Genomic DNA, 18586 nt, shown 5'->3' on the forward strand with positions numbered 1-18586 from the left:
GGGCGGGCGCGCGGCGCCCACTACCGTGGGTGCAGGGCTGCAAGCCCTGCAACACAAAAAACCCCGCTTGCGCGGGGTTCTCTGTGGGTTGCGTGCAGCGCGAACGGTTACGGGCGACGGGCCAGGGCCTCAACGTCCTTCGCCTTCGGCAGCAGGTCCTGCTTGCTGACGCGCAGGAAACCGATCGTCAGCATCGGCACTGCCACCAGGATCGAGGACAGCACCACGATCACCGCACCGATCATATGCGTCTCGGCCAGGCCTTCCATCGAGCTGCCGCCGTACAGGTACAGGGCAAGCGCGGACAGGAAGAACATCACCGCAGTGATCACCGTACGCGACAGCGTCTGGTTGATCGAACGGTTCAGCACTTCCATCGAATCCACGCGCAGGCTGCGGAAGTTCTCACGGACGCGGTCGAAGACCACGATGATGTCGTTGATCGCAAAGCCCATCACCGACAGCAGGCCGGCCAGCACGGTCAGGTCGAACTCACGGCCCAGCAGGGACACGTAAGCGACCGTCACGATCAGGTCGAACATCGCCACGATGCTGGCGGTGACCGCGAACTTCCACTCGAAGCGCACTGCGATGTAGATCAGGAAGCCGGCCAGCATGAAGATGGTGGCATACAGGCCATTCATCGCCAGGTCCTTGCCGATCTGCGGGCCCACGAACTCGTTGCGGAGCACGGTGGCCTGATTGTCGGCAGTGGACAACGCCTTCACCACGGCAGCGGCCGTGGCCTTGTCCTCGTGGGCGGCGTCGCCGGTACCCGGAGCATGCTCGCCGTGCGGGGCCAGGCGGATCAGCAGGTCGGTGTTGCCACCCACGCTCTGCACCTGGGCGCCTTCGAAGCCACTCTGCTCGAGCTTGGTGCGGACCTGCTCAACATCCACCGCCTTGTCGAAGCGGGCTTCGATCAGGGTGCCGCCGGTGAAGTCCAGCGCGTAGTTGAAGCCCTTGATGCCGATGATGGCGACCGAGGCCAGGAACACCACGATGGTGACTGCCATGGCGACATGGCGCCAGCGCATGAAGTCGATCTTGGTGTCGTTCGGGAGGATGTGCAGCGGAAACAGTTTCATTGTGCGTGTCGTCCCGTCAGATGGCCACGTTCTGGAGCTTCTTGCGACGGCCGTAGATCAGCGTCGCCAGCGCACGCGACACGGTGATCGCGGTGAACATGGAGGCGAAAATACCGATGATCATGGTCAGCGCGAAGCCCTTCAGCGGACCGGTACCGAATGCAAACAGCGCCACGCCGACGATCAGGCCGGTCAGGTTGGCGTCGAGGATGGTGCCCGAGGCACGCTCGTAACCGGTCACGATCGCCGTCTTGCCCGGCACACCGGCTCGCAGCTCTTCACGGATACGCTCGTTGATCAGCACGTTGGCGTCCACCGACAGGCCGACCGACAACGCCAGGCCGGCAAAGCCCGGCAGGGTCATGGTGGCACCGAACAGCGACATCACCGCCACTACGATCAGCAGGTTGAACAGCATCGCTGCCGAGGTGATCACACCGAACATGCGGTAGTACACGCTGAAGAACACCAGGGTGAACAGGAACGCGAACACCACCGCGCGCATGCCGTTCTTGACGTTCTCGGCGCCGAGGCTCGGGCCGACCACGCGCTCCTCGACGAAGTCCATCGGCGCAGCCAGCGAACCCGACTTCAGCAGCTTGGCCAGGTCTTCGGCTTCCTTCTTCTGCAGGCCGGTGGTCTGGAAGTTCTTGCCGAACACGCCGTTGATGTTGGCCACCGAGATCACTTCCTCGTTGACCTTGAAGCCACGCACTTCCTGGCCGTCGACGACGGTCACGGTCGGCACGCGCTCGGTGTAGACCACCGCCATCGGCTTGTTCACGTTGGCGCTGGTGAAGTCGAACATGCGCTGGCCACCGACGTTGTTCAGCGTCACGCTGACCGCCGGCGAGCCGCTGTTCGAATCGGTCACCGCCTGCGCACCAACCATCTGGTCACCGGTGACGATCACGCGCTTGTTCAGCAGGATCGGGCCACGGCCGTCGCGCTGCTGGTAGACCTTCGCTTCCGGCGGAATGCGGCCGGAGTTGATGGCGTCCTGCGCATTGCCTTCAACCACCGCACGGTATTCCAGGGTGGCGGTGGCACCGATCATGCGCTTGGCTTCGGCGGTGTCCTGCACGCCCGGCAGCTGCACGACCACGCGGTCGGCACCCTGGCGCTGGATGATCGGCTCGGCCACGCCGAGCTGGTTCACGCGGTTGCGCAGGGTGTTGATGTTCTGCTCGATGGCGCCGTTGGCGATCTGCGTGATCTCGGTCTCCGGCACGGTGACCGTGATGCGGTTGCCGCTGACGTCATAGCCGAGGGTCGGCTGCGCCTTGACCAGCGCGGCGCGGGCGCGCTGCGCGGCGTCATCGCCGGCGGATGGGCTCAGGTTGGCCACGATGCTGTTGTCGGCGCGGCGTTCCACCGACTGGTAGGCGATGCGCGCGTCACGCAGGGTGCTGCGCACGTCTTCGGTATAGGCATCCAGGCGCTTGTCGAGGGCAGCCTTCTGGTCGACCTGCAGCACGAAATGCACGCCGCCCTGCAGGTCCAGGCCCAGCACCATCGGGCGACCGCCGAGGTTGGCCAGCCAGTCGGGCACGGTCGAAGCCAGGTTCAGCGCCACGGTGTACTTCTCGCCGACGGTGTCACGCAGGACGTCGCTGGCAGCGGACTGCGACTTCAGGTCCGACAGGCGGACGATCAGGCTTTCCCCTTCCTTGTCGGCACCGATGGTGGCGATGCCGGCCTTTTTCAGGTCGGCCAGCACACGGTCGCGCAGCGCATCGTCGATCTGCCCGCCACGGTTGGCGGTGATCTGGATGGCCGGGTCCTTCTGGTAGATGTTGGGCAGCGCGTACAGCGCGCTGAGCGCCAGTACGATCAGGATGACGACGTACTTCCAGCGTGGAAATTCGAGCATTGCTTGGGTCCCGCGCGGCGCCATCCCCGGCGCCGCGGTTGTGCTTCGGAAAGGGAGTGGCTTACTTGGCCGAATCCAGGGTGCCGGTCGGCAGCACGCTGCCGACAGCGCCCTTCTGCACGCGGATGCGCACGTTGTCGGCCACTTCGACGGTGATGAAGTGGTCGCCGATGTCGGTGACCTTGCCGGCGATGCCGCCGTTGGTCAGCACTTCATCGCCGCGCTTGATCTTCTCCAGCATGGCCTTGTGCTCCTTCTGCCGCTTCATCTGCGGGCGGATCATCAGGAAGTACATGATGGCGATCAGGATGATCGGGAACAGCAGCGTGGTCAGGCCCATGCCCTGCGGTTGGCCGCCGGCGGCCTGGGCGTGGGCGGCGGGAATCAGGAAAGCAAGCAGGTTCATCGTTGGTCCTTTGGTTGGGCGGCGCTCCCGTCCCTTGAGGGGCGGGGGTGTCGACCGCGGATCTGGGTCAGCCTTGAAGTATGCCACGGCCCCGGGCGTTCGTCCTTGGGCCGTTCGGCAGGGGGGCGCCGGGGTTACAGCGGCGGGGCCACCGCTCCGCGTGCCGCGTAGAAGGACTCGCGGAAGGCCAGGAAGGTTCCCGCCTCGATCGCGGCACGGATGTCGGCCATGAGCTTTTCGTAATAGAACAGGTTGTGCAGGGTGCCCAGCATCGGCGCCAGCATCTCGTTGCAGCGGTCCAGGTGGCGCAGGTAGGACCGGGTGTAACCGCCGGTGCAGGCCACGCAGCCGCAGCCCGGCTCGATCGGGTCCATGTCCCGCGCGTACTGGGAATTGCGGATGCGAACGGTGCCGAACGAGGTGAAATAGTGGCCGTTGCGCGCATTACGGGTCGGCATCACGCAGTCGAACATGTCCACACCGCGCGCCACGCCCTCGACCAGGTCCTCCGGCCGGCCCACGCCCATCAGGTAACGCGGGCGGTCGCCCGGCAGCTCCGGATCCAGGTGGTCGAGCATGGCATTGCGCTCGTGCTCCGGCTCGCCCACGGCCAGGCCGCCGATGGCGTAGCCGTCGAAGCCGATCGCCTGCAGGGCGTCGGCCGAGCGGCTGCGCAGGTCGGTGTGCACGCCCCCCTGGACGATGCCGAACAAGGCCGCGTCGTTGCCCAGCTCGTCATGCGCGTTGCGGCTGCGCTGGGCCCAGCGCAGGCTCAGCTCCATGGAACGGCGGGCAACGTCTTCGGTGGCCGGATACGGGGTGCACTCGTCGAAGATCATCACGATGTCCGAATCGAGCACCTTCTGGATCTTCATGCTCTCCTCGGGACCGAGGAACACCCGGGCGCCGTCGGTGGGCGAGGCAAAGGTCACGCCCTGCTCGGTGATCTTGCGTCGATGGGCCAGCGAGAACACCTGGAAACCACCGGAGTCGGTCAGGATCGGTCCATCCCAGCGGCAGAAGCCGTGCAGCCCGCCGTGGTCGGCGATGATGTCCAGGCCGGGGCGCAGGTACAGGTGGAAGGTGTTGCCGAGGATGATCTCGGCGCCCAGCGCCCGCACCTGGTCCGGCAGGATGCCCTTGACCGAGCCATAGGTCCCCACCGGCATGAAGGCCGGCGTTTCCACCGTGCCACGCGGGAAGGTCAGGCGGCCACGGCGGGCACGGCCATCGCGGGTCTGGAGCTGGAACTGCAGTCGGGACATGGAGCGGTCATTCGGGCAAATAGTTGCTCATTGTCTCCCAAAACCGGCTCGACCGCCCATTCAGGCCTGAACGGCACGGCAGTAGAGCCACGCCATGCGTGGCTTTCCTGGTCTCCAGGCACCTGCAAGTGCGCACCAACGGTGCGCACCCACCACAAGCAAGCAGAGGTCAGCCACTACTCCGCCTGCGGGAACAGCAGCATCGCGTCGCCGTAGCTGAAGAAGCGGTAGCGCTGCTCGATCGCGTGCCGGTAGGCCTCGAACACGCGGTCCTTGCCTGCAAACGCCGAGATCATCATCAGCAGCGTGCTTTCCGGCAGGTGGAAATTGGTCACCATCGCGTCGACGCTGCGGATGCGGTAGCCCGGGGTGATGAAGATCTGGGTCTCGCCGGCGAACGGCAGCAGCTCGCCATCGCGCATCGCGCTTTCCAGCGCGCGCACCACGGTGGTGCCGACGCCGATCACCCGGCCGCCGCCGGCGCGCGTGCGCCGCACCTGCTGCACCAGTTCGGCGCCGACGTTCAGCCACTCGCGGTGCATCACGTGGTCCTTCAGGTCATCGGCGCGCACCGGCTGGAAGGTGCCCGCACCCACATGCAGGGTGACGTGGCCGAACTCCACGCCCTTGTCCTTCAGCGCCGCCAGCAGCGGCTCGTCGAAATGCAGGCCGGCGGTCGGTGCTGCCACCGCGCCTACCTCGCGCGCGAACACGGTCTGGTACCGCTCGCGGTCGTCCACGCCCGGCTCGCGCTGGATGTAGGGCGGCAACGGCAGGCGGCCGGCATGCAGCAGCCACTGCTCCAGCGACTCCGGCACATGGAACTGCAGCACGTAGAACTCGCCATCGCGGCCCAGCACCTCGGCTTCGCCACCGGCATCCAGCGCGATGCGACTGCCGGCCTTCGGCGACTTGCTGGCGCCGACCTGCGCACGCGCCTGCTGACCGCCGAGCAGGCGCTCGATCAGGATCTCCACGCGGCCGCCGCTGGCCTTCTGCCCGAACAGGCGCGCCGGAATCACCCGGGTGTCGTTGAACACCAGCAGGTCGCCCGGCTGCAGCAGCGACGGCAGGTCACGCACCTGCAGGTCGGTGAAGGCGGCAGGTGCCGGCGGTACCAGCAGCAGGCGGCTGGCGGAGCGTTCGGCCAGGGGAGCCTGCGCGATCAGTTCAGCCGGCAGGTCGTAGTGGAAATCGGACTTCTTCAAGGCGGTGGGCGGCAACAGGTCGACAATGGCGCGCATTGTACGTCCAGCGTCTGCGAGCCGGCGCACTTCGCGGCGAACGTCGCGCAAAATGCTGCTATGCAGCAGGTTTCTGCGGGGTTATCGCGCAAAAAAACAAGTGCTAGCATCGAACCGGAAGTCCGCTGCACGAGCCTGCCCCAAGCGCGCGTGATGACGCGCGTTTTGCTTTTGATGGCCCGTGCGACCCATTGTTTCAGGAGATCTGCAATGAGCTTCATCGAACGCCTCGCCCCCCTGCGCAACCAGCCCGGCACCCGCCTCACTACCGGCCTGGACGATGCCACCCTGACCGCCCTGTCCGCCAACCACCCGCAGCTGATCGCCGCAGTGGACGCCGCCGCCGAGGAATTCGCGCGCGTGCAGGCCGACCTGGGGCCGCTGCTGGCACAGGACGAACAGGCACAGATCGACGCGATGCAGGACGGATTCGTCAATTTCTATGCCGATGACGCGGTGACCCCGTACGTGGCGCTGGCCGCGCGCGGCCCATGGGTGGTCACCCTGAAGGGCGCCGTGCTGTACGACGCCGGCGGCTACGGCATGCTCGGCTTCGGGCACACCCCGGACGCCGTGCTGGAGGCCATGGCGCGCCCACAGGTGATGGCCAACATCATGACCCCCAGCCTGTCGCAGCAGCGCTTCATCACCGCCCTGCGCGCCGAGATCGGCCACCGCCGTGGCGGCTGCCCGTTCGCCCGTTTCATGTGCCTGAATTCCGGCTCCGAAGCCGTCGGCCTGGCCGCGCGCATCGCCGACGTCAACGCCAAGCTGCAGACCGATCCTGGCGCACGTCACGCCGGCGCTACGATCAAGCGCGTGGTGGTCAAGGGCAGCTTCCATGGCCGTACCGACCGCCCTGCCCTCTATTCGGATTCCAGCCGCAAGAGCTACATGCAGCACCTGGCCAGCTACCGTGGCGAGGACTCGGTGATCACCGTGGCGCCTTACGACGAGGCCGGCCTGCGCAAGGTGTTCGAGGATGCTGCACGCAACCAATGGTTCATCGAAGCCGTATTCCTGGAGCCGGTGATGGGCGAAGGCGACCCGGGCCGTTCGGTGCCGCCGTCGTTCTATGCCGTTGCCCGTGAGCTGACCCGTGCGCATGGCAGCCTGCTGCTGCTCGACTCGATCCAGGCCGGCCTGCGCGCGCATGGCGTGCTGTCGGTGGTCGATTACCCGGGCTTTGAAGGCCTTGACCCGCCGGACATGGAGACCTATTCCAAGGCGCTCAACGCCGCGCAGTACCCGCTGTCGGTGCTGGCGGTGACCGAGCATGCTGCGCAGCTGTACCGCAAGGGCATCTACGGCAACACCATGACCAGCAACCCGCGTGCGCTGGACGTCGCCTGCGCCACCCTGGCACAGCTGACCCCACAGGTACGCGCCAACATCGCCGAGCGCGGTGCCGAGGCCGTGCGCAAGCTGGAACAGCTCAAGAGCGAGCTGGGCGGCCTGATCACCAAGGTGCAGGGCACCGGGCTGCTGTTCTCGTGCGAGCTGGCCCCGCAGTTCAAGTGTTATGGCGCCAACTCCACCGAGGAATGGCTGCGCCAGCACGGCATCAACGTGATTCACGGTGGTGAGAACTCGCTGCGCTTCACCCCGCACTTCGGCATGGACAGCCAGGAGCTGGACCTGCTGGTGGCCATGGTGGGCCGTGCCCTGCGTGAAGGCCCGCGCCGCGAGCAGGCCGCGGCGGCGTAAGCCATCGCTTTGGTAGAACCGGAGGCAGCGGCAGGAGCCGCTGCCAACGTCGCTGGCGACGGCCCGAAGGGTGATGGTCAGGACGACCGGCATCGCCTTGCTTGGCTGACGCCTTTGCCGTGATCTGAACGAAGGGCAGCCGAGCCCGGAACCATCCCCCGGAACGGAGGGCTCCGCGCGCATTGCGATGCGAGGTGGTGCAATGGCACCGCCGGTTAAACGCGGCGCGGCTCGGCGCTACAGAAGGCCTGTCAAGGCCTCATAATCCACTGACACCCCGTCTCTGACCGCCCTGCGGTCGGCGACGGGGCGTTTTCGTTTCCGGCCAAGAGACAGGAAGATCCATGAAATCGATCTGTGTGTACTGTGGTTCCAACGCTGGCAGCAAGCCGGCCTATACCGAACGCGCCATTGCACTGGGCGACCGCATTGCCCGCGATGGCCTGCGCCTGGTGTATGGCGGCGGCAACGTTGGCCTGATGGGTACCGTGGCCAACGCCGTGCTCGCCGCTGGCGGCGAGGTGACCGGCGTGATCCCGCGCCAGCTGGCCGACTGGGAAGTGGCCCACCGCGGCCTGACCGAACTGGAGATCGTCGGCTCGATGCATGAGCGCAAGTCGCGCATGTTCGACCTCGCCGATGGCTTCGTTGCCCTGCCCGGTGGCTTCGGCACCATGGAAGAGATCTTCGAGATGCTGACCTGGCGCCAGCTGGGCATCGGCAACAAGCCGTGCGCGTTCCTCGATGTGGAAGGTTTCTACGCGCCGCTGATCGGCATGATCGACCGCATGGTGGAAGAGCGTTTCCTGCATCCGGACCAGCGCCAGGACCTCTGGTACGGCTCGGACATCGAGGAAATGCTGGTGTGGATGCAGAACTACCAGCCGGCCCAGGCCTCGAAGTGGATCGACGAGAAACGTCGCTCGGCTCTGCGCTGAAGCGAACCGTCGCGGTGGCTCACGCCAGCGTCCGTGCCCACGGTGCGGGACGGCCCAGCAGGTATCCCTGGCCATAGTCGCAACCGAGTTCGCGCAGTGTCTGCCGCTGCGCCTCGGTCTCGATGCCTTCGCCAATGGTTTCGATGCCCAGGGTGCGGGCCAGTGACAGCACGCCTTCGACCAGCGCGCGCGTGCTCTGCACTTCCGGCCCGTGCAGGCCGGCGATGAAACTCTGGTCGATCTTCAATGTACTGATCGGGAATCGGTGCAGGTAGGACAGCGCAGAGAAGCCGGTACCAAAGTCGTCCAGCTGCACCTGGATGCCACGCTCGCGCAGGCCCTGCAGGATGCGCAGCGTGTGCGGCGCATCGTCCAGCAGCGCGACCTCGGTAATCTCCAGCCGCAGCCGGCGCGGATCGGCGCCACACGCGTCGAGCAGACCGAATAGGCGGTCGCTGAACTCGGCCGAGCGGAAATGGCGCGGCGAAACGTTCACCGAGACATAGCTCTGCCCACCTTCGGCCAGGCGCGCGATGACCTGCTCGTAGATCAGCCAGTCGACCTGTTCGATCAGGCCGCTTTCCTCTCCCAGCTCCAGGAACGCGCCGGGCAACAGCAGGCCACGACGCTCGTGCTGCCAGCGGAGCAATGCCTCATGTCCCACCACTTCGCCATCGGACAGGCGCACGATCGGCTGGAAGAACGGAACGAAATCACGGTTGTTGATCGCGCGGCGCAGATCGGCTTCCAGGTCGAGGCTGCGCATGGCCTGTTCACGCATGTCCTCGTCGAAGATCGCGCAGCGGTCATGGCCCTGCGCCTTGGCCCGGTACATCGCCGCGTCCGCATCACGCAGCAGCTCCTCGCCGGTACGGTAGCGCGGATTCCACAGCGCGATGCCCAGGCTGCCGGACGGGAACAGTTCGCGGCCGGCGATCCACATCGACTCCTGCAGTGCCAGCAGCAGGCGCTGGCCGAAATCCAGTGCCTGTGCCAGGCCCTGCGGGCATTGCAGCAGTACCGCGAATTCATCACCGCCCAGCCGTGCCACCACATCATCGGCACCGGCCATCGATACGATGCGCTTGGCCACCTCCACCAGCATGCGGTCACCCGCGGCGTGGCCGATGCTGTCGTTGACCAGCTTGAAGCGATCCAGGTCGAGGAACAGCACGGCGAACACCGGCCCACCCTCGCGCCTGGCCAGCGCCAGCGCATCCTGCAGGCGATCGAGCAGGTGCAGCCGGTTGGGCAGGCCGGTCAGCGCATCGTGCATGGCCTGATGGGTCAGGCGTTGCTCGGCCCGCAGGCGCTCGCCGATCTGGCCGAGCAACTTCTCGTTGACCTCGGCCAGCTCACGCGTGCGTTCCTCCACGCGCTTTTCCAGTTCGGCATGCGCCAAACGCAGCCGTTGCTGGTCGCGCTGGCGCGCCAACCCGGTTCCGATGTTCTGCGCAACGAACGTCAACAGCCGCTGATCGTGCACGCTGAACGTACTGTTCTCGCTGTAACTCTGCACCACGATCGCACCGACCACCTCGTCATCGCGCAGCAGCGGCACGCCCAGCCAGCAATGCGAGCGCGCGCCGGATTCACGCACCTCGCCACTGGCCAGCAGCGCATCGATCTGGGCGCGTGAGGCCAGTAGGGGCCGCCGGTTGCGCACCACGTATTCGGTCAGGCCGCGACTGAACGGACGAGGTGCACGGCTGGCATTGTGCTCGTCCACCGAATAGACGAAGTCCAGGCCGTTGCCGCTTCCGTTCACCAGCGCGATATAGAAGTTGCGCGCATCGAGCAGGCGCCCGACCACGCCATGCACCTGCCCGTAGAACTGGGCCAGGCTGTCGGCCGACATCGCCATTTCGGCAATGTTGTACAGCGCGGTCTGCAGTTGCTCGGCGCGCCGGCGCTCCGCCACTTCATCCTGCAGGCTGTGGTTGGCGCGCTGCAGTTCCAGCGTACGCCGCTCCACCTGTTGCTCCAGCCGGACCTGCGCCTGGCGCCGATCCATCGCAGTCTGCACGTGCTGCGCGACAAAGCCCAGCAACGCCCGCTCGGCCTCGCCATAACGGGCCGCCAGCTCATAGCTCTGCACCACGATCGCGCCGCATACCCGGCCATCGCGCAGCATCGGCACACCCAGCCAGTCCAGGCTTTCGGGGCCACGCTGCGGGTCGTGCTCCTGCTCGACCACGCGCGCCAGCAGTTCGCGCGAGGGTCCGCTGAGCGGCTTGCCATGGCGCAGCAGCGCGACGGTCAAGCTGCGCGGCATCTCGGCGGCGTCATGGCTCTGCGTCGGGTCGGCGACGAAATCGTCGACCTGGTCGGCGAAGTACAGGAAGCGGATCTGGTCACGCACATCATCGTATTCAACGATGTAGCAGTTCTCGGCATACATCAGCGTGCCGAGCACGCCGTGCACGTGACGCAGCATCTCCGACATTTCCAGATCGGCGCCGGCCAGATCGGCGATCTGGAACAGCGCCTGCTGCAACCGTTCAGCTTCTTCCAGCGCCTTGATCTGCCCGGCCTGGCGGCCACGCTGCAGTGCCAGTTCCATGGCCTGACGGGCCAGCCCCCACCACGCCGCGGAAGGCACAGCGCCTTCCACCGACAACTGCAGGCGTGCACCGTCATGTTCCCAGCCATGGGAGCCGTCGCCGATGCCCGGCGCAGTGAACGCGCCTGCCGCCCCGTCGGTCGGCCACCCGCCCTGACCACGCCCGAGCTGCGGGTCGTCCCAGCCGACGCGGACCAAGGCCGTTTCCGGCAAAAGCGCATGCAACGCGCGCACCAGCGCCGTGCTCAGCACGGCCTCGTGTGGTGGCTCTTCCGCCGGTTCAGCATGCGTGGACAAATGACAATCTCTTGGCGCCGTCGATGCGTCGCCTCCCCTGAGCCGACGAGCATAGCGCGCCACCCGGGGGGCAATGGAAGCCCGTAAACCCCGAATCGTGCGCCCGTACGTTTTTCCTGCCGTCCGCAGCCTCTTCCGAGCCATGACCCTCGCCCTGCCCGCCCCTGCCACCGGCTATGCGCCATCGCCTGCAGGCCTTACCCTGTACGCCGTGGAAGCCAGCGCACTGCCAACCGATGAAGCCTTGATGCTGGCCTGGGCCGGCGGCGACCTGCACGCGTTCGAAAGCCTGTATGCGCGCCATCGCAAGCGACTGTTCGGTTTCCTGCTGCGCCAACTGCGCGACAACGCGCTGGCCGAGGAGATCTTCCAGGACGTCTGGCAGCGGGTGATCAGCGCCCGTGCCGGGTGGCAGCCCGAAGCAGCGTTCAGCACCTGGCTGTTCCGCATCGCCCACAACCGCCTGAACGACCATTGGCGCGCCGCCCGCCATCGCCCTGCCGCGCCGGCCGACGCCGACCTGCGCCTGGCCGCGATCGAGGATGGGCAGACCCCGGAAGGTGAGCTTTCCGAATTCGAACAACGTCGCCGCATCCAGCTGGCGATGGAGCAATTGCCGCCCGAGCAGCGCGAAGTGCTGCAACTGCGGCTGGATCAGGAACTGAGCCTGGAGGAGATCGGCCAGATCACCGGCGTAGGCCGGGAAACCGTGAAATCGCGGCTGCGCTATGCGATGGACAAGCTGCGTGCGGGATTGAACGCATGAACCGAGACGAACCGCTGACGCCGGAAGAACGCGAGCTGGCCCGGCTGCTCGGCCGTCGCGCCGAGCAGGCACCACCGGCCGCACTGGACGCCGCCATCCTGGCCGCGGCGCGTGCCGCGGTTGACGCTCCGGGTACCGATGTTGCTGCCTCTCCCGAGGCGCCGCGCAAGCAGCGCACAGGCCCGCGTTGGCCAGCGGTGTTCGGCATCGCCGCTTCGATGGTGTTCGCCATTGGCATCGCCTGGCAGCTGCGTCCTGAACCGCCACCGGTTCCGGCGGGCGAGACTGCTGTTGCCGCAGCACCGGCTGCGGCAGAAGACGTCGCGGCTGCCGATCAGGCCGCTGGAAGTGGTTCAGCCGACAGCGCAGTGGCGGTTGCGGAACCAGCCGCTGCTCCGGCAGCACCCGAGTCCGCCCCTGTTTCCGCTGCCCCGGCACCGGCCATCGCCCGTGCGCACAAGCCTGCGCCGGCCAAGACCGCTGAAGCGCCGGCCCAGGCTGCACGGTCCGTGGCCGCAGATGCGGCCGCCGACACCTCCTTTGCGGCGCTCCCGCCCGCTCCGGCTGCAGCACCGCCAGCGCCACCTGCACCGGCCGCCTACTCGGCACCCGCACCCGCACCGGCATTCGCGCCAGCAGCGTCCGGGGCAATGAAAGCACGCACGGCCACGGCACCGGCAACCAATGCCGCCGAGGCCGAGCGGACGCAGGCGCTGGATCGGGTGGAGATCACCTCGATGAAGCGTGAGGCGCCCAGCCGTTCCGCACCGGGCATCATGCGCCGCGGCAGCGACGCGGGCCTGAGCGCGGATGCCGTGCAGGCCGAGGTGGACGCCGACGCGCGACTGCCGCGCCGGCAGTGGCTGCAGAAGATCCGCGCGCGACGCGACGACGGCCAGCGCGATCTGGCCCGCGCCAGCCTGGAGCGCTACGTGCAGCAGTATCCGGAAGCCCGCCTGCCGCGCGACCTGCGCCCGTTGCTGGACGACTGAAGCAGAACGTGACCTCCGGCGACCCCGTAGAATGACGGGAATGCTCGATACCCTCGCCCAGCCTGTCAGCCACACGCTGGAAGTCAAACACAGTCGTTTCATCGCCCATGCTGCGCCGATCGACAGCGCCGCAGCGGCCATGGCGATCCTGCAGCAGGTTGCAGCAGCCGACGCGACCCACAACTGCTGGGCCTACCGGTACGGCCAGGACTACCGCTCCAGCGATGATGGCGAGCCCGCTGGAACGGCCGGACGACCGATCCTGGCGGCAATCGATGGCCAGGGTTTCGACCGTGTGATGGTGGTGGTGACGCGCTGGTTCGGCGGCATCAAGCTGGGCGCCGGTGGACTGGTGCGCGCCTACGGTGGCGCTGCCGCCGAGTGCCTGCGCACCGCCCCCCGCCTGCCCCTGGTGGCGATGGCCCGGCTGCAGCTGCTGGCCGGCTTCGAGGACCTGGGCATCCTGCACGCCACCCTGCCCGCCTTCGGCGCCGGGAAACTCGATGAACAGTTCGATGCCAACGGCGTCTGCCTGCGGGCCGAATTGCCGGCCGATCAGGTCGATGCATTGAAAATCCGCCTGCGCGACGCCACCCGTGACCGTATCCGCATACAAGACGACAACCAGGATGACTGACAAGGACGACGCCCCTGCCTCGACCCCGCCGCTGCGCCGCCTTGGCAGCCTGCGGACGTTGTGGCCGTTCGTGCGCCGCCACAGCGGGTTGTTCACCGCCTGGCTGCTTGCCCTGGCGGTCTCTTCGGCCGCCACGCTGACCCTGCCCCCCGCCGTGAAGCAGATGATCGACCACGGCTTCACCAGCGGTGGCCAGATCAACCGTGCCTTCGCCCTGCTGATGCTGGTGGCGGTGGTGCTGGCACTGGCGACGGCCGCACGGTTCTTCTTCGTGTCGCTGCTGGGCGAGAAGGTCGTCGCCGACCTGCGCAGCCGCCTGTATGCACACCTGATCCAGCTCGGCGCCGGTTTCCACGACCGCAGCCGCAGCGGCGAACTGGTCTCGCGCCTGACCGCCGACAGCGAACTGCTGCGCAGCGTGGTCGGCTCGACCATGTCGGTCGCCCTGCGCAGCAGCGTAACCGTGGTCGGCAGCCTGGCGATGCTGTTCGTCACCAGCCCTCGGCTGGCCGCGTGGTCACTGCTCGGCATCCCGCTGGCGGTGCTGCCGATCATCGTCGGCGCGCGCAAGCTGCGTACGGTTGCGCGCAGCAGCCAGGACCGCATCGCCGATGCCAACAGCCTGGCCAGCGAGACGCTGGGCGCCGTGCGCACGGTGCAGGCGCATGCGCGCGAGCCCTATGAGCGCGGGCGCTTTGACAAGGCGCTGGGCGATGCCATCGGTGCCGCACGCCGGCGCATCGGTGCGCAATCGCTGGTTACCGCCAGTGCCATCCTGTTGGTGTTTGGCGCCATCGTTGGCGTGCTGTGGCTGGGCGCGCACGATGTCATCGACGGCCGCCTCAGTGCCGGCACGCTGGGCCAGTTCGTGTTGTACGCGCTGATCGGCGGCGGCTCGGTGGGCGCCCTGGCCGAAGTGTGGAACGAGCTGCAGCGTGCGGCCGGTGGCATGGGCCGTATCGGCGAGCTGCTGCAGGAAGACATCGAGATCCGTGCGCCGGCGCAGCCGCACGCACTGCCGCAACCGCTACGCGGCGAAATCCAGTTCGACGACGTGGTGTTCCACTACCCGCAGCGCCCGGACCAGGCCGCGCTGGACCACTTCAACCTGCATGTCCGCCCGGGTGAGACCGTGGCCCTGGTCGGCCCGTCGGGCGCAGGCAAGAGCACGGTGCTGTCGATGCTGCTGCGCTTCCACGATCCGGCCAGCGGCCGCATCTGCGTGGATGGCATCGACGTGCGCCAGGTCGATCCGGCCGAGCTGCGCGCGCAGCTGGCACTGGTACCGCAGCAGCCGACGCTGTTCGCAGCCAGTGCACGCGACAACATCCGCTACGGCAGGCTGCAGGCCAGCGACGCCGAGGTCGAGGACGCCGCACGTGCAGCAGAGGCCGATGGCTTCCTGCGGGCATTGCCGCAAGGCTACGACAGTGAACTGGGCGAGCGCGGCGCACGCCTGTCCGGTGGCCAGCAGCAGCGCGTGGCGATCGCCCGCGCGTTGCTGAAGGATGCGCCGATCCTGCTGCTCGATGAGGCCACCAGCGCACTGGATGCGCAGAGCGAGCATGGCGTGCAGCAGGCACTTGAGCGGCTGATGGCCGGTCGCACCACGCTGGTCATCGCCCACCGCCTGGCCACCGTGCTCAAGGCCGACCGCATCGTGGTGATGGACCAGGGCCGTATCGTCGCCGAAGGTACCCATGCGCAGCTGCTGGCCGAAGGCGGACTGTACGCTGAACTGGCACGACTGCAGTTCATCGATTGATGACGGCCGGCTAACATCGGCAAGACCAAGCTGGCCGCGCACCCGCAGCATCCGCTGAAGGAGGTACGCGATGTCGTTCCGTCAGTTCCCCGCCGTCGACAGTAATGGCGAAAGCCACATCATCATCGAATTCAAGCCCGAGGCAAACGGCAGCGGGCACCACTCCGAAGCCACGCCGCGCTATGAGCTGGATGACGGGCGCCAGCTGGTGCGCAATGGGCGTGAGTTCACCACCAGTGGTGGTGAACTGCGGTTGACGATTTGAGGTTCGCCGGGCATGGCCCGGCGCTACCGCATTCGTGCTGCTCCGCGCTCGCGCTACCGGATCTCCATCCTCCGCTCTGGCAGGTATCGACCTTGGTCGACACGCTTTTGGCCAAAAGCACCCGAGCATGGTTCAACCCTACAGAAAAGCGTGGCCAATTTTTCGCCAGGCATCTTGACAGCCTTTGCCAGCAAGGGCTGAGAGAGGTTATCCACACGTTTGCTCAGGATCCATCCACACCGCCTGTGGATGAATGTGGTCAGCCGAGCACCCGCCCGATGCCGCTGGCGTCCACTTCCGCGGCCGCCCGGGTGATCGCTGCCGGATCACTGCCGGCGATGAACCCGATGCGGAAGTGCACTTCGCCACCAGGCGTACGTGAGGAATGGATCGAGGCCAGGCTGATGCGATGCTGCTCGAACACGTTCAGCAGCTCGCGCAGCGAGCCGGGCCGATCTTCCGGCAGGTGTACTGACAGCGCGTTGCGCTCGGTCAGGTCAGCCAGCAGATAGCCCACGCGTTCGAACGTGTAGTTGCCGTCCGCCAGCGCCTGCTCGCCGAAGGCAGTGCGATTGGCCGACAGCAGCTGCTCGCGGAATGCACCACGTGCACCGTCGTCACCCTGCACGACCTGCGCCTGCAATGCCTGCAGCTGGCCCACCAGCCGCTCCAGCATCGGCGCCACGTACGGGTTGCCGAACTGGATGTCTTCGTAGATCGCCGGGTTGAGCGACAGGATGCGCGAAATGATCGCCGTATCCAGCTCGAACGATGCCGAACGGTACGGCATCATCGCAGCCAGATCGCCCAGCTGCGGCTGGTACTGGCGCAACACGCCGGCCTGGGCCAGATGGGTGGCATGCACCATCGCCTGCACCAGCGCCATCATCTGGTCGTGGTGCTGCGGCGTGGCCCGCACGCACTCGGCCTGCAGCGCGGCGCACAGCGTATCGACCCACGCCTGCCAGAGCTGCAGCCGCGCTTCGCAGACCACCATCACCCTGCCCTTCAGGGTCGGCGCCTTCGGCGGCGCGGTCATCGGGTGCAGGCCGACCACTTCGGCCCGCGACGCCAGCATCGCCTGCACCGGCGCCTCCTTTACCGAGGTCACATCCAGCCACAGCCTGCCCTGCTCGCGGCCCGCCGATTGCCGCACGTACTCGGCGATCAACGCCGGGGTGTGCCGGATCGGTGCCGAGAACACCAGCACATCGGCCTGCGCCAGCAGGTGTTCCGGCGTGTGCGAACCAGGGTCGGCCGGATCGTGGCCGATCACCTGCAACTGCAGGTGCTGCTGGAAGAAGCGGGTCAGCCAGCGCCCGTAGGCGCCAGCGCTGCCGACGATGCCGACCGTGCGCGGCGTGCGTGGGTCCAGGCCGCTCATGCAACGCGTTCGGCGCGGAAGCGCGTGCCTTCGGCCAGCGCCGCCGGCGCGGCGGCGACCACGTCGAATTCCTCGAAGCCGTTGTCCAGGGTCGCCTCCAGCGCCGCATGGGTGCCGGCAATCGCACGCGAAATCGCCTGCTGCATCGATTCGCCGCGCAGCAGGAACGACACCACCAGCGACATCAGCACATCACCGGTACCCGCCACGTCCACCGGCAGCAGCGGCGAGGTCCAGCGCCAGGTTTCCTCGCGGCCGACGGCCAGGGTCACCAGTTCACCCGGGCTGCCGCCCACGCTGTGCGCGATCACCCAATGCGGGCCGCGATCCAGCAGCGTGCGCGCGGCGGCGATGGCATCGGCCTCGGCCAGCGCCGGCATGCCGGTCAGGCGATTCAGTTCGAAAGCGTTCGGCGTCACCAGCCAGGCATGCGGCAACAGGCGCTCGGCGAAGATCGCTTCCAGCCCGGGTTCCACGTAGGGGCCGGTGTGCGTGTCGCCAATCACCGGGTCCAGGCAATAGCGCAGCTGCGGGCAGGCCGGCAGGATGTCGTCCAGCCAGTCTGCGAAGGCGGCCCCGTTGGCGGTGCTGCCGAAATAGCCGGAGACGAGCATTTTCGCCCGCTGCGGCAGGCCGCGCTCGTGGGTGCCCAGCAACAGGTCGGCGAACCAGTCAGCGGGCAGCACGCGGCCACGCGTGGTGTCGTAGAAAGGCGCATTGCTCAGCAGCACGGTCGGGATATCCGCCACGCGCACGCCCAGCGCGCGCATCGGCGGTACGGCGGCACTGTTGCCGGCGTGGCCGTAGACAAGTTGCGACTGGACCGAGATGACATCGATCGGCGACGGGCCATCCGGCCGCTGGCGGCGGCCGTGGACCAGGTGGTTATCAAGGGATTCGCTCATGGCCGCATTCTACGCCCGGTGGAGTGTTCGGCAGGGCTTGCAGCCCTGCACCTGCCGAAGCTGCAAGCAACGGCAACGGCAAAAGCGAGCTATCCGTGGGGTGGCGGGGCGGTGTGGGTGGTCAGGACACGCCGTAAACCCATCCATGGGGGCTCGATGGCGCCATCCATGGCGCCAACGGTCCTGCCCACCCACACCGCCCCGCCTTTGACAGATTCCGGATGTCTGTTGGTAGGTGTCGACCTTGGTCGACACATCTGTCAGACATGGAATGAATTCATCCACGCATGGCATGGATCTACCGTGTCGACCAACGTCGACACCTACCAGAGCAGTACGCCGTTCCGACAAATCGCAGGAAACTGTCGAAGGCGGGGTGGGTCCGGTTGCGGGGGCGTGAGCGCCATGGATGGCGCGACCGAGCCTGCAGGGACGTATTCACGGCGTCCCCCGCAACCGGACCCACCCCGCCAATCCACGGATAGCGCGCT

15 protein-coding genes are annotated in these 18586 nt (G+C 67.1%); 7 read left to right on the forward strand and 8 right to left on the reverse strand.

What is annotated here, in order from left to right; all coding sequences use genetic code 11:
• Positions 1-107 precede the first annotated feature (107 nt).
• From secF to queA, 5 genes are all read right to left on the reverse strand, one after another.
• Positions 108-1088, reverse strand: a complete 981-nt coding sequence (gene secF, locus ACM0PB_RS07035; protein ID WP_065185182.1) for a protein translocase subunit SecF — start codon at positions 1086-1088, stop codon at positions 108-110.
• Between the two features lie 16 nt (positions 1089-1104).
• A complete protein-coding gene (gene secD, locus ACM0PB_RS07040) occupies positions 1105-2961 on the reverse strand; it encodes a protein translocase subunit SecD (protein WP_065185183.1) in 1857 nt (618 codons plus the stop codon).
• A gap of 61 nt (positions 2962-3022) precedes the next feature.
• A complete protein-coding gene (gene yajC, locus ACM0PB_RS07045; protein WP_005416201.1) occupies positions 3023-3367 on the reverse strand; it encodes a preprotein translocase subunit YajC in 345 nt (114 codons plus the stop codon).
• A 134-nt stretch (positions 3368-3501) separates the two neighbouring features.
• On the reverse strand, positions 3502-4632 hold the full coding sequence (tgt, locus tag ACM0PB_RS07050; protein WP_014646826.1) for a tRNA guanosine(34) transglycosylase Tgt: 1131 nt from the start codon (positions 4630-4632) through the stop codon (positions 3502-3504).
• 176 nt (positions 4633-4808) lie between these two features.
• Positions 4809-5876, reverse strand: coding sequence for a tRNA preQ1(34) S-adenosylmethionine ribosyltransferase-isomerase QueA (gene queA, locus ACM0PB_RS07055; protein ID WP_065185185.1), 1068 nt, complete (start codon positions 5874-5876; stop codon positions 4809-4811).
• A gap of 210 nt (positions 5877-6086) precedes the next feature.
• Between queA and ACM0PB_RS07060 the strand changes: the two genes are divergently transcribed.
• Both ACM0PB_RS07060 and ACM0PB_RS07065 read left to right on the forward strand, forming a co-directional pair.
• The gene (locus ACM0PB_RS07060) at positions 6087-7583 is read left to right on the forward strand and encodes an aminotransferase class III-fold pyridoxal phosphate-dependent enzyme (protein WP_005416198.1); all 1497 of its coding nucleotides are present in this window, start codon (positions 6087-6089) and stop codon (positions 7581-7583) included.
• 344 nt (positions 7584-7927) lie between these two features.
• A complete protein-coding gene (locus ACM0PB_RS07065; RefSeq protein ID WP_005416197.1) occupies positions 7928-8521 on the forward strand; it encodes an LOG family protein in 594 nt (197 codons plus the stop codon).
• A 19-nt stretch (positions 8522-8540) separates the two neighbouring features.
• On the opposite strand, the gene ACM0PB_RS07070 is transcribed toward ACM0PB_RS07065, so the two are convergent.
• The gene (locus ACM0PB_RS07070) at positions 8541-11381 is read right to left on the reverse strand and encodes a bifunctional diguanylate cyclase/phosphodiesterase (protein ID WP_164229603.1); all 2841 of its coding nucleotides are present in this window, start codon (positions 11379-11381) and stop codon (positions 8541-8543) included.
• A gap of 247 nt (positions 11382-11628) precedes the next feature.
• Here ACM0PB_RS07070 and ACM0PB_RS07075 point away from each other — a divergent pair, with 247 nt between their 5' ends.
• The 5 genes from ACM0PB_RS07075 to ACM0PB_RS07095 all read left to right on the forward strand — a co-directional run bounded on the left by ACM0PB_RS07075 (position 11629) and on the right by ACM0PB_RS07095 (position 15806).
• Entirely contained in the window at positions 11629-12147 is a 519-nt protein-coding gene (locus ACM0PB_RS07075) for an RNA polymerase sigma factor (protein ID WP_414604842.1), read from the forward strand.
• Entirely contained in the window at positions 12144-13139 is a 996-nt protein-coding gene (locus tag ACM0PB_RS07080) for a hypothetical protein (RefSeq protein WP_414604838.1), read from the forward strand. The genes ACM0PB_RS07075 and ACM0PB_RS07080 overlap by 4 nt, the downstream gene beginning before the upstream one ends.
• Positions 13140-13179: 40 nt before the next feature.
• The gene (locus tag ACM0PB_RS07085; protein ID WP_005416193.1) at positions 13180-13776 is read left to right on the forward strand and encodes an IMPACT family protein; all 597 of its coding nucleotides are present in this window, start codon (positions 13180-13182) and stop codon (positions 13774-13776) included.
• Positions 13769-15541, forward strand: coding sequence for an ABC transporter transmembrane domain-containing protein (locus ACM0PB_RS07090; protein WP_414604839.1), 1773 nt, complete (start codon positions 13769-13771; stop codon positions 15539-15541). The genes ACM0PB_RS07085 and ACM0PB_RS07090 overlap by 8 nt, the downstream gene beginning before the upstream one ends.
• A 70-nt stretch (positions 15542-15611) precedes the next feature.
• On the forward strand, positions 15612-15806 hold the full coding sequence (locus tag ACM0PB_RS07095; protein ID WP_005416191.1) for a hypothetical protein: 195 nt from the start codon (positions 15612-15614) through the stop codon (positions 15804-15806).
• Positions 15807-16065: 259 nt separating this feature from the next.
• On the opposite strand, the gene ACM0PB_RS07100 is transcribed toward ACM0PB_RS07095, so the two are convergent.
• Complete coding sequence (locus tag ACM0PB_RS07100) at positions 16066-17190, reverse strand: prephenate dehydrogenase (protein ID WP_065185190.1); 1125 nt, start codon at positions 17188-17190, stop codon at positions 16066-16068.
• A complete protein-coding gene (pdxY, locus tag ACM0PB_RS07105) occupies positions 17187-18095 on the reverse strand; it encodes a pyridoxal kinase (protein ID WP_065185191.1) in 909 nt (302 codons plus the stop codon). The genes ACM0PB_RS07100 and pdxY overlap by 4 nt, the downstream gene beginning before the upstream one ends.
• Positions 18096-18586 lie beyond the last annotated feature (491 nt).

Source organism: Stenotrophomonas sp. AR029 (assembly GCF_047520695.2).
In the GTDB taxonomy this organism is placed as follows: Bacteria; Pseudomonadota; Gammaproteobacteria; order Xanthomonadales; family Xanthomonadaceae; genus Stenotrophomonas; species Stenotrophomonas sepilia.

Bases quoted from the DNA above. Each gene is read 5' to 3' on its own strand.
- ACM0PB_RS07090 (WP_414604839.1), top strand. From the start codon at position 13,769: ATGACTGACAAGGACGACGCCCCTGCCTCGACCCCGCCGCTGCGCCGC.
- ACM0PB_RS07085 (WP_005416193.1), top strand. From the start codon at position 13,180: ATGCTCGATACCCTCGCCCAGCCTGTCAGCCACACGCTGGAAGTCAAA.
- queA (WP_065185185.1), bottom strand. From the start codon at position 5,876: ATGCGCGCCATTGTCGACCTGTTGCCGCCCACCGCCTTGAAGAAGTCC.
- ACM0PB_RS07080 (WP_414604838.1), top strand. From the start codon at position 12,144: ATGAACCGAGACGAACCGCTGACGCCGGAAGAACGCGAGCTGGCCCGG.
- yajC (WP_005416201.1), bottom strand. From the start codon at position 3,367: ATGAACCTGCTTGCTTTCCTGATTCCCGCCGCCCACGCCCAGGCCGCC.
- pdxY (WP_065185191.1), bottom strand. From the start codon at position 18,095: ATGAGCGAATCCCTTGATAACCACCTGGTCCACGGCCGCCGCCAGCGG.
- secD (WP_065185183.1), bottom strand. From the start codon at position 2,961: ATGCTCGAATTTCCACGCTGGAAGTACGTCGTCATCCTGATCGTACTG.
- ACM0PB_RS07075 (WP_414604842.1), top strand. From the start codon at position 11,629: ATGCTGGCCTGGGCCGGCGGCGACCTGCACGCGTTCGAAAGCCTGTAT.
- ACM0PB_RS07100 (WP_065185190.1), bottom strand. From the start codon at position 17,190: ATGAGCGGCCTGGACCCACGCACGCCGCGCACGGTCGGCATCGTCGGC.
- secF (WP_065185182.1), bottom strand. From the start codon at position 1,088: ATGAAACTGTTTCCGCTGCACATCCTCCCGAACGACACCAAGATCGAC.
- ACM0PB_RS07065 (WP_005416197.1), top strand. From the start codon at position 7,928: ATGAAATCGATCTGTGTGTACTGTGGTTCCAACGCTGGCAGCAAGCCG.
- tgt (WP_014646826.1), bottom strand. From the start codon at position 4,632: ATGTCCCGACTGCAGTTCCAGCTCCAGACCCGCGATGGCCGTGCCCGC.
- ACM0PB_RS07095 (WP_005416191.1), top strand. From the start codon at position 15,612: ATGTCGTTCCGTCAGTTCCCCGCCGTCGACAGTAATGGCGAAAGCCAC.
- ACM0PB_RS07060 (WP_005416198.1), top strand. From the start codon at position 6,087: ATGAGCTTCATCGAACGCCTCGCCCCCCTGCGCAACCAGCCCGGCACC.